15 protein-coding genes are annotated in these 14,185 nt (G+C 53.4%); 10 read left to right on the top strand and 5 right to left on the bottom strand.

Going from position 1 to position 14,185, the window contains the following annotated elements; genetic code table 11:
• Nucleotides 1–606 precede the first annotated feature (606 nt).
• The 9 genes from rpmH (at nucleotide 607) to HV352_RS23530 (ending at nucleotide 8,294) form a co-directional block, all read left to right on the top strand.
• Entirely contained in the window at nucleotides 607–747 is a 141-nt protein-coding gene (gene rpmH / locus HV352_RS23570) for a 50S ribosomal protein L34 (RefSeq protein WP_003023858.1), read from the top strand.
• A gap of 17 nt (nucleotides 748–764) precedes the next feature.
• Nucleotides 765–1,124 (top strand): ribonuclease P protein component, encoded by a 360-nt coding sequence (gene rnpA / locus HV352_RS23565; RefSeq protein ID WP_003844432.1) that lies wholly within the window; start codon nucleotides 765–767, stop codon nucleotides 1,122–1,124.
• Nucleotides 1,088–1,345, top strand: coding sequence for a membrane protein insertion efficiency factor YidD (gene yidD / locus HV352_RS23560; protein ID WP_003023846.1), 258 nt, complete (start codon nucleotides 1,088–1,090; stop codon nucleotides 1,343–1,345). The genes rnpA and yidD overlap by 37 nt, the downstream gene beginning before the upstream one ends.
• Before the next feature lie 2 nt (nucleotides 1,346–1,347).
• Nucleotides 1,348–2,994, top strand: a complete 1,647-nt coding sequence (gene yidC / locus HV352_RS23555) for a membrane protein insertase YidC (RefSeq protein ID WP_003023844.1) — start codon at nucleotides 1,348–1,350, stop codon at nucleotides 2,992–2,994.
• A gap of 135 nt (nucleotides 2,995–3,129) precedes the next feature.
• On the top strand, nucleotides 3,130–4,494 hold the full coding sequence (mnmE, locus tag HV352_RS23550) for a tRNA uridine-5-carboxymethylaminomethyl(34) synthesis GTPase MnmE (RefSeq protein WP_016157817.1): 1,365 nt from the start codon (nucleotides 3,130–3,132) through the stop codon (nucleotides 4,492–4,494).
• A 180-nt stretch (nucleotides 4,495–4,674) separates the two neighbouring features.
• Nucleotides 4,675–5,856, top strand: a complete 1,182-nt coding sequence (locus tag HV352_RS23545; protein ID WP_019078000.1) for an MFS transporter — start codon at nucleotides 4,675–4,677, stop codon at nucleotides 5,854–5,856.
• Entirely contained in the window at nucleotides 5,825–6,784 is a 960-nt protein-coding gene (gene yidZ / locus HV352_RS23540) for an HTH-type transcriptional regulator YidZ (protein WP_016155073.1), read from the top strand. Before HV352_RS23545 ends, yidZ begins: the two co-directional genes overlap by 32 nt.
• A 166-nt stretch (nucleotides 6,785–6,950) precedes the next feature.
• Nucleotides 6,951–7,697 (top strand): 4'-phosphopantetheinyl transferase superfamily protein, encoded by a 747-nt coding sequence (locus HV352_RS23535; RefSeq protein WP_016155074.1) that lies wholly within the window; start codon nucleotides 6,951–6,953, stop codon nucleotides 7,695–7,697.
• 30 nt (nucleotides 7,698–7,727) lie between these two features.
• A complete protein-coding gene (locus HV352_RS23530) occupies nucleotides 7,728–8,294 on the top strand; it encodes an NADPH-dependent FMN reductase (protein WP_003827046.1) in 567 nt (188 codons plus the stop codon).
• A 115-nt stretch (nucleotides 8,295–8,409) separates the two neighbouring features.
• Here the strand turns inward: HV352_RS23530 and adeP are convergent, their stop codons facing one another.
• Nucleotides 8,410–9,747, bottom strand: coding sequence for an adenine permease AdeP (adeP, locus tag HV352_RS23525; RefSeq protein ID WP_016155075.1), 1,338 nt, complete (start codon nucleotides 9,745–9,747; stop codon nucleotides 8,410–8,412).
• A gap of 167 nt (nucleotides 9,748–9,914) precedes the next feature.
• On the opposite strand from adeP, the gene yieH reads away from it, so the two are divergent.
• Nucleotides 9,915–10,580 (top strand): 6-phosphogluconate phosphatase, encoded by a 666-nt coding sequence (yieH, locus tag HV352_RS23520; RefSeq protein ID WP_047358455.1) that lies wholly within the window; start codon nucleotides 9,915–9,917, stop codon nucleotides 10,578–10,580.
• 83 nt (nucleotides 10,581–10,663) lie between these two features.
• On the opposite strand, the gene phoU is transcribed toward yieH, so the two are convergent.
• The 4 genes from phoU to pstC form a co-directional block, all read right to left on the bottom strand.
• Nucleotides 10,664–11,389 carry a phosphate signaling complex protein PhoU gene (gene phoU, locus HV352_RS23515; protein ID WP_003023824.1) on the bottom strand — a complete coding sequence of 242 codons (726 nt, stop codon included), beginning with the start codon at nucleotides 11,387–11,389 and terminating at the stop codon, nucleotides 10,664–10,666.
• 14 nt (nucleotides 11,390–11,403) lie between these two features.
• The gene (pstB, locus tag HV352_RS23510; protein ID WP_003023821.1) at nucleotides 11,404–12,177 is read right to left on the bottom strand and encodes a phosphate ABC transporter ATP-binding protein PstB; all 774 of its coding nucleotides are present in this window, start codon (nucleotides 12,175–12,177) and stop codon (nucleotides 11,404–11,406) included.
• 106 nt (nucleotides 12,178–12,283) lie between these two features.
• Nucleotides 12,284–13,174 carry a phosphate ABC transporter permease PstA gene (gene pstA / locus HV352_RS23505; RefSeq protein ID WP_016155077.1) on the bottom strand — a complete coding sequence of 297 codons (891 nt, stop codon included), beginning with the start codon at nucleotides 13,172–13,174 and terminating at the stop codon, nucleotides 12,284–12,286.
• Nucleotides 13,174–14,133 carry a phosphate ABC transporter permease PstC gene (pstC, locus tag HV352_RS23500; protein ID WP_016155078.1) on the bottom strand — a complete coding sequence of 320 codons (960 nt, stop codon included), beginning with the start codon at nucleotides 14,131–14,133 and terminating at the stop codon, nucleotides 13,174–13,176. Before pstC ends, pstA begins: the two co-directional genes overlap by 1 nt.
• Nucleotides 14,134–14,185 lie beyond the last annotated feature (52 nt).

Here is a 14,185-nt window from a genome sequence, read left to right as displayed (position 1 = left end):
GGCGGACTCCACTCGAACAAAAGTCGATAAATGACAAAGGCTGAAACATTCATGATTGTTGACGCACATCGACAAGACCCTATGCAAAGGGTGACGTGCGAATTGCTATCTGCAATTTTTACCCGATCAGGATCCATTGAAACGATCAGGACCGCGGATCATAGCGTAAACTGAGAAAGAGATCTTCTGTTTCTCACAGATTCTTCCCGATTTATCCACAGGATGATCCAGAATCGGCTAAGTGTAAACGATCCTGGAGAAGTGCTGCAGGTTTTAGCGCGCATATTGAAAAAATTAATGAGTAAAGATGCTTTACTGCTTAAACGATCTAATAAAGATCCCGAGCGATCCTTGCGCTTTATCCGCCAGCCCGTATAATTCTTACCCCCAGCGAGTAACGGTCGCCTTACGGCGTCAACGCTGCCTGTTTTATACGCGAAACCATGCGGAAAAAAGCGGGAAATAAGGAAAGAGAATTGACTCCGGAGTGTACAATTATTACAATCCGGCCTCTTTAATCACCCACACTGTGGCGTAAGTCGTTCGAAATTCGTTCGGGTATACGCAAAAGTCAGTGAATTTATTCAAGTTTAGGTAGAAATCGCCATGAAACGCACTTTTCAACCGTCTGTACTGAAGCGCAACCGTTCTCACGGCTTCCGTGCTCGTATGGCTAATAAAAATGGTCGTCAGGTTCTGGCACGTCGTCGTGCTAAAGGCCGTTCTCGTCTGACCGTTTCTAAGTAATAAAAGCTAGCCCCTGAGTGGTTAAGCTCGCATTTCCCAGGGAGTTACGTTTGTTAACTCCCACTCATTTCACATTCGTCTTCCAGCAGCCACAACGGGCTGGCACGCCGCAAATCACCATCCTCGGCCGCCTGAATTCGCTGGGGCATCCCCGTATCGGTCTTACCGTCGCCAAGAAAAACGTTAAACGCGCGCATGAACGCAATCGGATTAAACGTCTGACACGTGAAAGCTTTCGTTTACGTCAGCACGAACTTCCAGCAATGGATTTCGTGGTGGTGGCGAAAAAAGGGGTTGCTGACCTCGATAACCGTGCTCTCTCGGAAGCGTTGGAAAAATTATGGCGTCGCCATTGTCGCCTGGCTCGCGGGTCCTGATAGCCCTTATTCGGGTCTATCAACGCCTGATCAGTCCGCTGCTTGGGCCGCATTGCCGTTTCACTCCAACCTGTTCGAGCTACGGAATTGAGGCATTGCGCAGGTTTGGAGTGATAAAAGGCAGTTGGTTGACGGTGAAACGCGTATTAAAATGCCACCCTTTACACCCTGGTGGTGACGATCCCGTCCCGCCCGGACCATTTGATACCAGAGAACACTAACGATGGATTCGCAACGCAATCTTTTAGTCATCGCTTTGCTGTTCGTGTCTTTCATGATCTGGCAAGCCTGGGAGCAGGATAAAAACCCGCAACCTCAGGCCCAACAGACCACGCAGACAACGACCACCGCAGCGGGTAGCGCCGCAGACCAGGGCGTACCGGCCAGTGGCCAGGGGAAACTGATTACGGTTAAAACTGACGTGCTTGATCTGACCATCAACACCCGTGGTGGTGATGTGGAACAGGCTTCACTGCCAGCTTACCCGAAAGAACTCGGTTCTACCGAACCGTTCCAGTTACTGGAAACCACGCCACAGTTCATCTACCAGGCACAGAGTGGCCTGACAGGTCGTGACGGCCCGGATAACCCGGCTAACGGCCCGCGTCCGCTGTACAACGTCGAAAAAGACGCGTTTGTACTGGCTGACGGTCAGAACGAACTGCAGATCCCGATGACCTATACTGACGCAGCGGGTAACACATTCACTAAAACGTTTGTACTCAAGCGCGGTGAATATGCTGTCAACGTTAACTACAGCGTGCAGAACGCCGGCGAAAAACCGCTGGAAGTCTCCACCTTTGGTCAGCTGAAGCAATCCATCAATCTGCCATCTCATCGCGACACTGGTAGCAGCAACTTTGCGCTGCACACCTTCCGTGGCGCGGCGTACTCCACGCCGGATGAGAAGTATGAGAAATACAAATTCGACACCATTGCTGAAAACGAAAACCTGAACGTCAATGCTAAAGACGGCTGGGTCGCAATGCTGCAACAGTATTTCGCAACGGCATGGGTTCCGCGTAACGACGGCACCAACAACTTCTATACCGCTAACCTGGGTAACGGCATTGCCGCTATCGGCTATAAATCACAGCCGGTACTGGTTCAGCCTGGCCAGACTGGCGCGATGACCAGCACCCTGTGGGTCGGCCCGGAAATTCAGGATAAAATGGCGGCAGTTGCACCGCACCTGGATCTGACCGTGGATTACGGCTGGTTGTGGTTCATCTCTCAGCCGCTGTTCAAACTGCTGAAGTGGATCCATAGCTTCCTGGGTAACTGGGGCTTCTCCATCATCGTTATCACCTTTATCGTTCGTGGCATCATGTACCCGCTGACCAAAGCGCAGTACACCTCCATGGCGAAGATGCGTATGCTGCAGCCGAAGATTCAGGCTATGCGTGAGCGTCTGGGCGATGACAAACAGCGTCAGAGCCAGGAAATGATGGCCCTGTACAAAGCTGAGAAGGTTAACCCGCTGGGCGGCTGCTTCCCGCTGATCATCCAGATGCCAATCTTCCTGGCGTTGTACTACATGCTGATGGGCTCCATTGAACTGCGTCATGCGCCGTTCGCTCTGTGGATCCATGACCTGTCTGCACAGGACCCGTACTACATCCTGCCGATCCTGATGGGCGTGACGATGTTCTTCATTCAGAAGATGTCTCCGACCACCGTGACCGACCCGATGCAGCAGAAGATCATGACCTTTATGCCGGTCATCTTCACCGTGTTCTTCCTGTGGTTCCCGTCAGGTCTGGTGCTGTACTATATCGTCAGCAACCTGGTAACCATTATTCAGCAGCAGCTGATTTACCGTGGTCTGGAGAAACGTGGCCTGCATAGCCGCGAGAAGAAAAACTCCTGATACTAGTCGCAGGGGCGTTGGCTGAATTTGCTTGCCGCCTTCCTGCACTTGAATTATTTCGAGTATTCACGGTAAAGTTAATGCCAGAGAAGGCGGTCATTAGACCGCCTTTTTTACATTTACAAGAGAGCTATCATGAACCATAACGACACCATCGTCGCTCAGGCCACCCCACCGGGACGTGGTGGCGTGGGTATCCTGCGCATCTCCGGCCTGAAGGCGCGCGAGGTTGCAGAAACCGTACTGGGGAAACTACCAAAACCGCGCTATGCCGACTATCTGCCGTTTAAAGACGCGGATGGCAGCACGCTGGATCAAGGAATTGCCCTGTGGTTCCCCGGTCCGAACTCCTTTACCGGTGAAGATGTTTTAGAGCTTCAGGGCCACGGCGGTCCGGTGATTCTCGATCTGCTGCTTAAACGTATTCTGATCATTCCCGGGCTGCGCATTGCCAGACCGGGTGAATTCTCCGAGCGTGCGTTTCTCAATGATAAGCTTGATCTGGCCCAGGCAGAGGCAATTGCCGACCTGATCGATGCCAGCTCAGAGCAAGCCGCTCGCTCGGCGCTGAACTCGTTGCAGGGCGCATTTTCTGCACGGGTAAATCATCTTGTGGAAGCGCTCACTCACCTGCGCATCTACGTGGAAGCGGCGATCGACTTTCCGGATGAGGAAATCGACTTCCTGTCTGATGGCAAGATTGAAGCGCAGCTCAACAACGTTATCAGCGATCTCGATGCCGTTCGTGCCGAAGCGCGTCAGGGCAGCCTGCTGCGCGAAGGGATGAAGGTAGTCATTGCCGGTCGCCCAAATGCCGGGAAATCAAGCCTACTGAACGCGCTGGCAGGTCGTGAGGCGGCCATTGTGACCGACATTGCGGGTACGACTCGCGACGTACTGCGTGAGCATATTCATATCGACGGTATGCCGCTGCACATCATTGACACTGCCGGTCTGCGCGATGCCAGCGATGAAGTTGAACGCATTGGTATCGAACGCGCGTGGCAGGAAATTGAACAGGCCGACCGCGTTCTGTTTATGGTTGATGGCACCACCACCGACGCCGTGGACCCGGCTGACATCTGGCCAGACTTTATTGCCCGCCTGCCAGCCAAACTGCCGATTACCGTGGTGCGTAACAAAGCGGATATTACCGGTGAGACGCTGGGCCTTAGCGAAGTAAATGGCCACTCACTGGTTCGCCTATCCGCGCGTACCGGTGAAGGCGTTGACGTGCTGCGTAACCATCTCAAACAGAGCATGGGCTTTGAAACCAATATGGAAGGCGGCTTCCTGGCGCGCCGTCGTCACCTGCAGGCTCTGGCAGAAGCGGCGGAGCATCTCGAGCAGGGTAAAGCCCAACTGCTCGGAGCATGGGCCGGAGAATTGCTGGCAGAGGAACTACGTCTGGCGCAGCAGAACCTCAGTGAGATCACCGGGGAATTTACCTCCGACGATCTGCTGGGAAGGATTTTCTCCAGCTTCTGTATTGGCAAGTAACGTTGTGTTGCCCGGTGGTGCGATGCCTACCGGGCCTACAGTACCCGTAAGTCGGATAAAGCAAAGCGGCTATCCGGCTACAAGTAATTTCCCATATGGAAATCACTGTTGTCCAAATGGCAACTCGTGCAGTTGACTCTCTGCCCGTATGCTTAGCGCCACATTCCTCATGAGGTCGCTATGACACGCTTTCTAATCTGCAGTTTCGCCCTGGTGTTACTCTATCCCGCGGGTATTGATATGTATCTGGTGGGGCTGCCCCGTATTGCTGCCGATTTACAGGCCAGCGAGGCGCAACTGCATATCGCGTTTTCGGTTTATCTGGCGGGAATGGCGACGGCGATGCTGTTTGCCGGGAAAATTGCCGACCAGTCAGGACGCAAACCCGTCGCTATTGTCGGCGCCCTCATCTTTATTTTCGCCTCTGCGCTGTGTTCATTCGCCGAAAGCGGTACGCCGTTTCTCACAGGCCGCTTTATTCAGGGCGTAGGCGCAGGCTGCTGCTATGTGGTGGCTTTCGCCATCCTGCGCGATACGCTCGATGATCGCCGCCGGGCGAAGGTACTGTCGCTGTTGAACGGTATCACCTGTATCGTGCCGGTACTGGCGCCGGTGATGGGGCATCTGATTATGCTCAAATATCCGTGGCAGAGCCTGTTCTACACGATGATCGGTATGGGGGTGGCCGTTTGCCTGCTGTCAGTGTTTATCCTGCGAGAATCGCGCCCAGCGACGCTCCCGGCATCTGCAGAGAAGAACCACCTATCTGAATCGCTGGTGAACCGTTTTTTCTTAAGCCGTCTGGCCATCACCACTCTCAGCGTGTCGGTGATCCTGACCTTCGTGAATACTTCGCCGGTGCTGTTGATGGAAGTGATGGGCTTTGACCGTGGAGAGTACGCCACCACGATGGCCATGACCGCAGGCATCAGTATGGCGGTCTCGTTCTCTACGCCATTCGCCCTAAGCGTGTTTAAACCTCGTGTTCTGATGCTGACCTCACAAGTGCTGTTTCTGTCTGCTGGTGTGGTGTTAACCCTTGCCAGTACGCACATGGTGACGCTGTTTGGGCTGACCTTAATCTGTGCCGGGTTCTCGGTCGGCTTCGGTGTCGCGATGAGCCAGGCGCTGGGACCTTTCTCGCTGCGTGCGGGCGTTGCCAGCTCGGCGTTAGGTATTGCGCAGGTTTGCGGTTCCTCGCTGTGGATATGGCTGGCGGCGGTGCTCGGTCTTGATGCGCTGAATATGCTGATCGGGATTCTGATTGGCTGTAGCATAGTGAGTATCATGCTGATTATCACTGTTGCCCCTAACCGGTCCACGCCAACTCATGAAGAAATCCCTCAGCAGTCTCGATCTTAATTTATTGCTCTGCCTGCAGCTGTTGATGCAGGAACGCAGTGTTACCAAAACAGCCAAACGGATGAACGTCACGCCGTCGGCAGTCAGCAAGTCGCTGTCGAAACTGCGGGCCTGGTTTGACGATCCACTGTTTGTAAACACCCCGCTGGGGCTAACGCCCACACCGCTGATGGTCAGCATGGAACAGAATCTGGCAGAGTGGATGCAGATGAGCAACCAGTTGCTGGATAAGCCACACCATGAAGCGCCGCGCGGGCTGAAGTTTGATCTGGTGGCCGAAACGCCGCTGGTGATGATCATGTTTAACGCGCTCTCCCGACAGATCTATCAGCGTTATCCCCAGGCGACGATCAAAATACGCAACTGGGACTATGATTCGCTGGATGCAATTATTCGCGGCGAAGTGGATATCGGCTTTACTGGCCGGGAAAGCCATCCGCGTTCGCGTGAACTGTTGAGTTTGCTGCCGTTGTCGATCGACCATGAAGTGCTGTTTTCCGATCTCCCCTGTGTCTGGCTACGTGAAGATCATCCGGCATTGCAGGAAGAGTGGAATCTGGACACATTTCTGCGCTATCCGCACATCAGCATTAGCTGGGAGCAAAGCGATACCTGGGCGCTGGATGAAGTCCTGCAAGAGATGGGGCGCGCGCGCAATATTGCGTTATGTCTGCCCGGTTTTGAGCAGTCGCTGTTTATGGCCGCCCAGCCGGATCACGCGCTAATAGCCACAGCTCCGGTTTATTGCCAGCGTTATAACCAACTCCACCAGCTTCCGCTCGTGGCGCGTCCTATGCCTTTTGATGCCGCGCAGCTGGAAAAAATGCGCGTACCGTTCACCCTTCTTTGGCACAAACGTAACAGTCATAATCCTAAGATCGTCTGGTTGAAAGACACCATCAAGGCGCTTTATCGCGATATGTCCTGACGTTGCACCGCCACTTTGTTGCTAAATCGACTATTCTGGCAACAGAAATGTAAATATCGCGTAATGTATTCTATTTCAGCTTACTTTTTGGGCAGCAAAGCCTGCCTGGATGCCGCGTAAATGTTACTCTGGTAATTATCACGGACCATTAATCACGGAGCGAAAAATGGCGACACATTTTGCCAGAGGGATTCTTACGGAGGGACACCTGGTTTCAGCTCGCCTCCCTTCTCCATGTCATATCGAAGCAAGAGATCTCCCCGCTCATCGCCGAACACGTTTCCTGGCTTCCCGAAGTTTACTCGCTGAACTGATGTTTATGCTTTACGGCACCAGTACGCTGCCCGAGATTGTTACTCAGGCCAAAGGTAAGCCCATTTTTCGCGATAAGAACCTGCCGGGATTTTCGATTTCTTATGCCGGGAATATCGTTGGCGTTGCGCTAACAACTGAAGGAACGTGCGGGCTGGATATGGAACTGCAGCGAGCTACCCGCAGCTTTCACCATCCGCATTCAACGGAAACATGGCGCTTCTCCAGCAACGAAAATCTGTGGATCAATAACCAAAACGACCCCAACGAAGCACGCGCGCAGCTCATTACGTTGCGCCAGAGCGTACTCAAACTCACCGGCGATGTAAGCAATGATGATCCGCACGAACTCCAGCTTTTACCCGGCGCAGGACGTCTGAAATGTGCCCATGTTGCGCAGGTTGAAGCCATTTGCGATGCGGAAGATGTTCTGGTGTGGTCGGTTGCGGTTACGCCAACCATTGAAAAACTCAAGGTTTGGGAGTTTGATGGTAAACAGGACTGGAAAAGTTTGCCTGATATCCAGACCCGCGCCAATGAGCCTACGGGTCGTCTGATCCGGTTCTCTCAATTATGCGCAGCGAAGAGCCATACGCTTTGATTTAACCTTTATGATGAAACAGGAGTCACCATGTCAGAAACATTGAATGTTGTTACGTTACTGGGAAGTCTGCGCAAAGGTTCGTTTAATGGAATGGTTGCCCGTACGCTGCCCAAGATTGCTCCAGCAGGAATGGAAGTCAACGCGTTGCCATCAATTGGTGATATCCCACTGTACGATGCCGACCTCCAGCAGGAAGAAGGTTTTCCGGCAAGCGTAGAAGCGCTGGCAGAGCAAATCAGGAAGGCTGACGGTGTCGTCATCGTGACACCGGAATATAACTATTCCGTGCCTGGCGGACTGAAGAACGCCATCGACTGGCTGTCCCGCCTGCCGGATCAGCCATTATCGGGTAAGCCGGTGCTGATCCAGACCAGCTCCATGGGCGCCATTGGCGGCGCGCGCTGCCAGTATCATCTGCGTCAGATCCTGGTGTTCCTCGACGCCATGGTAATGAACAAGCCGGAATTTATGGGCGGCGTGATTCAGAACAAAGTGGACCCGCAGACAGGTGAAGTGATCGACCAAAGTACGCTGGACCATCTAACCGGCCAGCTGACCGCATTTGGCGACTACATCCAGCGTGTGAAAGCCTAAAAGAAAAAGCCCGCTGGCTGCAATGCCTGGCGGGCCGTATCCGGTTATCAAATTTGCCTGATGGCGCTGCGCTTATCAGGTCTACACGCCTCGCGCAGCACCGTCTCAGCGGCAATTAATGCGCGTCGATAAACACAATCTTCAACACAAACAGCAGTGCGACAACGATGACGCACGGGCTGAGATCGCGGAAACGTCCGGTACCGATTTTCATCACACAGTAGGAAATAAAGCCCAGCGCGATACCTTCGGTAATCGAGAAGCTAAACGGCATCATCACGGCGGTAATAAACGCCGGAACGGCTTCAGTCAGGTCATCCCACTTCACGCGTGACAGGCTTGATGTCATCAGGACGCCAACGTAAATCAGCGCACCAGCGGCCGCATATCCCGGTACCATTCCCGCCAGCGGCGACAGGAAGATAACCAACAGGAATAGCAGGCCGACAACTACCGCGGTCAGGCCAGTGCGTCCACCGACAGAAACCCCGGAAGAAGACTCGATATACGCGGTAACGGAAGAAGTACCGATAAACGCACCAGCAACCGATGACACGCTATCCACATACAGCGCCTGCTTCATGCGCGGAAACTTACCCTTCGCATCCGCCAGACCGGCTTTATCCGTGACGCCAATCAGCGTACCGGAGGAGTCGAACAGGTTGACCAGCATGAACGAGAAAATTACGCCCGCAAGACCAATGTTAAACGAACCAGCCAGATCAACATGCCCGATAACGGACATTACGCTCGGCGGCGCGGAGACGATCCCGTTGTAATGGACATCGCCCAGCATCCAACCCAGCAGCGTGGTCACAATGATAGAGATCAGTACCGCCGCATGGATGTTACGTGAAGCCAGAATCGCGATGATAAAGAAGCCCAGAATACCGAGCAGTACGCTGTGGGACGTCAGGTTGCCAATAGACACCAGGGTGTCTTGGTTGGCGACGATAACACCAGCGTTTTTCAGCCCCATCATGCCGATGAACAGACCAATACCGCTGGTGATCCCCACGCGCAAACTAACCGGGATGTTGGCAATCATCCAGTAACGTACGCGGAAAATCGTCAGTAGCAGCAGACCTACCGCGCCCCAGAAGATTGCGCCCATACCGATCTGCCATGACAGGCCCATCGCGCCAACGACCACGAAGGCGAAGAACGCATTCAGACCCATAGCAGGCGCAAGTGCGACCGGCAGGTTGGCAAACAGGCCCATCAGGATGCTACCAAATGCAGCAATCAGGCAGGTGGTCACAAAGACGGCGCTGGTATCCATGCCAGCCACGCCAAGAATTTGCGGGTTAACAAAAACGATATACACCATCGTCAGGAAGGTGGTTAAACCGGCGATCACTTCGGTCCGTGCCGTCGTGCCATGTTCGCGCAGTTTGAACACGCGTTCCAGCATCCCCTGGCCAGAAGCCTGGGTTGTGTGTTGTTGACTCATTATCAATTTCCGAACAAGGAGGGAAAATTCGTCGCTATCCTATACCAAAATGCGACAATAGGGTTGGGTTATGAGCAACTTTTTTCATTGATTTTGCTTATACGGCAACGATTGCGTCGCCCAATAATGCATTACGAAAACGTTAAACTTGTTAAAACGGAAATGACATGTCCCAGATAGAAGCCGTATTTTTTGACTGTGACGGTACACTTGTCGACAGTGAAGTGATTTGTTCTCGCGCGTATGTCAGCATGTTCCAGGCGTTCGGCATTACGCTCGATCTTGAAGAAACTTTTAAACGCTTCAAGGGGGTAAAGCTGTACGAGATCATCGACATTATCAACGAAGAGCACGGTGTCGAACTGGCAAAAGCCGAATTAGAACCTGTTTACCGCGCAGAGGTCGCACGTCTGTTCGATACGGAACTGGAGGTGATTGCCGGAGCCAATGCGCTGCTGGACAGCATGACCGTCCCTATGTGCGTGGTATCTAACGGTCCGGTCAGCAAAATGCAGCACTCGCTGGGTAAGCTGGGTATGTTGCACCATTTCCCTGATTTGCTGTTCAGCGGCTACGATATTCAACGCTGGAAACCCGATCCGGCCCTGATGTTCCATGCGGCGAAAGCGATGGACGTTAACGTTGAGAACTGCATTCTGGTTGATGACTCCAGCGCAGGCGCGCAGGCGGGGATTGCTGCAGGGATGGAAGTGTTTTACTTCTGCGCCGATCCGCATAACAAACCAATCGATCATCCAAAAGTGACGACGTTTACCGATCTGGCGCAGTTGCCAGCGTTGTGGAAGGCGCGGGGTTGGAATATTACGCGATAACTGAAAGGCCGGATGGCGCTAACGCTGATCCGGCCTGCATGTCTCGTAGAGCGGGTAAGCGTTAGCGCCACCCGCCACAAATATCACTCTTTCGGATCTTTGCCCGCCAGCAGCTTATCCAGCTCATCACCACCCACGTGACGGAAGTCTTGTCCCTTCACGAAGTAGAAGATGTATTCGCAGATATTCTGGCAACGGTCACCGATACGCTCGATGGAGCGCGCGCAGAACAGCGCGGTCAGCACGCTTGGAATGGTACGCGGGTCTTCCATCATGTAGGTCATCAGCTGACGCACGATACCTTCATACTCCTGGTCGACTTTCTTATCTTCGCGATAAATACGTACCGCTTCGTCAAGATCCATACGCGCAAACGCATCCAGCACGTCATGCAGCATTTGTACGGTGTGGCGACCCAGTGATTCCAGGCTTACCAGCAGCGGCTGATGCTGTTGAGAAAATTTCTCCAGCGCGGTGCGGCAAATTTTATCCGCAACGTCGCCAATACGTTCCAGCTCAGCGATCGTTTTGATAATCGCCATCACCAGACGCAAGTCACTGGCGGTCGGCTGACGCTTGGCAATGATACGCACGCAGGCCTCGTCGATCGCCACTTCCATCATATTGACGTTCTTATCGCCCTCAATGACGCGCTTCGCCAGCTCACTGTCCTGATTGTGCATGGCGGTAATCGCATCAGAAAGCTGCTGCTCGACCATGCCGCCCATGGTCATCACCTGGGTACGGATGCTTTCCAGCTCTGCATTGAACTGGCCGGAAATATGTTTATTAAGGTTAAGATTATCCACAACAAGCTCCTGAATCAGCCGTAACGACCGGTGATGTAGTCTTCAGTTTGTTTCTTCGCGGGCTTGGTGAACAGATCGTCCGTGTTACTGAACTCAATCAACTCGCCCAGGTACATAAATGCCGTGTGATCGGAACAACGCGCAGCCTGCTGCATGTTGTGGGTAACGATAACGACGGTGTAATCCTCTTTCAGCTCAGTGATCAGCTCTTCGATACGCCCGGTAGAAATAGGGTCGAGCGCTGAACACGGCTCATCAAGCAGAAGCACTTCCGGGCGAATGGCGATCCCACGCGCAATACACAGACGCTGCTGCTGACCACCGGAGAGAGAGTACCCGCTCTGGTGTAATTTATCTTTGGTTTCGTTCCACAGCGCGGCCTTGGTCAATGCCCACTGCACACGCTCGTCCATATCCGCACGAGAGAGTTTCTCAAACAGACGCACGCCAAAAGCGATGTTGTCGTAGATGGACATCGGGAACGGCGTCGGCTTCTGGAATACCATGCCCACTTTGGCACGCAGCAGAGCGATATCCTGAGTGTTGGTGAGAATATTGTCGCCATCCAGCAGGATTTCGCCTTCCGCACGCTGTTCCGGGTACAGTTCAAACATTTTATTGAACGTACGCAGCAACGTCGATTTACCACAGCCTGACGGCCCGATAAACGCCGTTACCTGGTTTTTGGCAATATCCAGGTTGATGTTCTTCAGGGCATGGAACTTGCCATAGTAGAAGTTCAAATCACGAACCTGAATCTTACCCGGGGCAGTATCAACCATACTCATTTCTATCTTTTCCTCATCATGCCTGATGGCGCGCAGCTTTCAGGCCTACAAATGTCTTCAATCGTAGGCCGGATAAGGCGTTTACGCCGCCATCCGGCACTTCGTCTTAACCGTGTTTCTTCTTCGCGAAAATGACGCGCGCCAGAATGTTCAGCAGCAGTACGCACAGGGTAATAATCAGTACCCCGGCCCAGGCCAGTTGCTGCCACTCAGCAAACGGGCTCATCGCAAACTTAAAGATAGTGACCGGCAGGTTGGCGATAGGCTGCATCATGTCGGTGCTCCAGAACTGATTGGAGAGCGACGTAAACAGCAGCGGAGCCGTTTCACCTGCGATACGTGCAATAGCCAGTAAAACGCCTGTAATGATGCCTGAGACAGAGGCCTTCAGGGTGATCGCAGAAATCATCTTCCATTTCGGCGTACCCAGCGCATAGGCGGCTTCACGCAGGCTATCCGGTACCAGCTTGAGCATGTTCTCCGTGGTACGAATAACAATGGGCACCTGCAGCAGCGCCAGCGCGATAACGCCCGCCCAGCCGGAGAAGTGCTCCATTTTTGCTACCACGATGGTGTAAACGAACAGACCGACCACGATTGATGGCGCAGAAAGCAGGATGTCGTTGATAAAGCGGATCACCTCAGCCAGCCAGGACTTACGTCCGTACTCTGCCAGGTAGATGCCCGCCATAATACCAAGCGGTGTACCAAACACGGTCGCCCACAGAATTAACAGTCCGCTACCGGCCAGGGCATTCGCCAGACCACCACCAGCCGTATTCGGCGGAGGTGTCATTTCGGTGAACAGCGCCAGTGACATACCGTCAATACCGCGGGTGATCGTGGACATCAGGATCCAGATAAGCCAGAACAGACCGAATGCCATGGTCGCCATAGAGAGCGTCAGCGCGATGCGGTTCTTCAGACGACGACGCGCCTGCATTTTACGGCGGGATTCCGCAAGCGCAGCGGTGTTTTGCATTTCAAGCGTAGCCATTAGCGTGCCCCCTCGTTCTTCGCAAGGCGCATGATCATGAACTTAGACGCCGCCAGCACGATGAAGGTAATCACAAACAGAATCAGGCCCAGTTCCATCAACGCGGCAACGTGCAGTCCTGATTCCGCTTCGGCAAATTCATTCGCCAGCGCAGAAGTAATACTGTTGCCCGGCATGTACAGCGAGGCACTATCGAGCTGGTAAGTGTTACCGATGATGAACGTCACCGCCATGGTTTCACCCAGCGCGCGGCCCAGACCGAGCATCACGCCGCCGATCACACCGTTTTTGGTGAACGGCAGGACGATGCGCCAGATAACTTCCCAGGTAGTACAACCGATGCCGTAGGCTGACTCTTTCATCAGCACCGGCGTTTGTTCGAACACATCGCGCATAACCGCCGCAATGTACGGGATGATCATGATGGCGAGGATCACGCCAGCGGCCAGAATACCGATACCAAATGCCGGACCCGCAAACAGCGCGCCAACAAACGGAATGTTGGAAAGGATGTTCCCGACCGGCTCCTGGAAGTAAGTCGCAAACAGCGGGGCAAAGATAAACAGGCCCCACATGCCGTACACGATACTCGGAATTGCCGCCAGCAATTCAATAGCGATACCCAGCGGGCGACGCAGCCAGCCAGGAGCAAGTTCAGTCAGGAATAAGGCAATGCCAAAACTCACCGGAACGGCGATCAGCAGTGCGATAAGCGAGGTGACCAGCGTACCGTAAATCGGTACTAATGCACCGTAGATATCGTTTGGCGCATCCCATTCTTTAGTCCACAGAAAGGAGAAGCCAAATTTCTGAATGCTTGGCCAGGAGGAGATAACCAGAGAGACAATAATGCCACCCAACATCAATAGCACAATCAGCGCAGCCAGTTTTACCAGCGCGCTGAATATCATGTCACCTTTTTTACCCGGTGGGTTCAAAGCAGGCTTGGTTGCAGCCATAAATCACTCTTTAAGTTTGGGCCAGGAAGCACGCATTTTATCGTGCTTCCCG

Source organism: Citrobacter sp. RHBSTW-01044, from assembly GCF_013781945.1.
Lineage (GTDB): Bacteria > Pseudomonadota > Gammaproteobacteria > Enterobacterales > Enterobacteriaceae > Citrobacter > Citrobacter braakii.
The sequence above is the reverse complement of the archived record's forward strand: the minus strand, read 5'-3'. Positions and strand labels throughout refer to the sequence as shown.

What these genes read in the sequence shown, in the direction of transcription:
- rpmH (WP_003023858.1), top strand. Translation starts at nt 607, where the DNA reads ATGAAACGCACTTTTCAACCGTCTGTACTGAAGCGCAACCGTTCTCAC.
- yidD (WP_003023846.1), top strand. Translation starts at nt 1,088, where the DNA reads ATGGCGTCGCCATTGTCGCCTGGCTCGCGGGTCCTGATAGCCCTTATT.
- yidC (WP_003023844.1), top strand. Translation starts at nt 1,348, where the DNA reads ATGGATTCGCAACGCAATCTTTTAGTCATCGCTTTGCTGTTCGTGTCT.
- mnmE (WP_016157817.1), top strand. Translation starts at nt 3,130, where the DNA reads ATGAACCATAACGACACCATCGTCGCTCAGGCCACCCCACCGGGACGT.
- HV352_RS23545 (WP_019078000.1), top strand. Translation starts at nt 4,675, where the DNA reads ATGACACGCTTTCTAATCTGCAGTTTCGCCCTGGTGTTACTCTATCCC.
- yidZ (WP_016155073.1), top strand. Translation starts at nt 5,825, where the DNA reads ATGAAGAAATCCCTCAGCAGTCTCGATCTTAATTTATTGCTCTGCCTG.
- HV352_RS23535 (WP_016155074.1), top strand. Translation starts at nt 6,951, where the DNA reads ATGGCGACACATTTTGCCAGAGGGATTCTTACGGAGGGACACCTGGTT.
- HV352_RS23530 (WP_003827046.1), top strand. Translation starts at nt 7,728, where the DNA reads ATGTCAGAAACATTGAATGTTGTTACGTTACTGGGAAGTCTGCGCAAA.
- adeP (WP_016155075.1), bottom strand. Translation starts at nt 9,747, where the DNA reads ATGAGTCAACAACACACAACCCAGGCTTCTGGCCAGGGGATGCTGGAA.
- yieH (WP_047358455.1), top strand. Translation starts at nt 9,915, where the DNA reads ATGTCCCAGATAGAAGCCGTATTTTTTGACTGTGACGGTACACTTGTC.
- pstB (WP_003023821.1), bottom strand. Translation starts at nt 12,177, where the DNA reads ATGAGTATGGTTGATACTGCCCCGGGTAAGATTCAGGTTCGTGATTTG.
- pstA (WP_016155077.1), bottom strand. Translation starts at nt 13,174, where the DNA reads ATGGCTACGCTTGAAATGCAAAACACCGCTGCGCTTGCGGAATCCCGC.
- pstC (WP_016155078.1), bottom strand. Translation starts at nt 14,133, where the DNA reads ATGGCTGCAACCAAGCCTGCTTTGAACCCACCGGGTAAAAAAGGTGAC.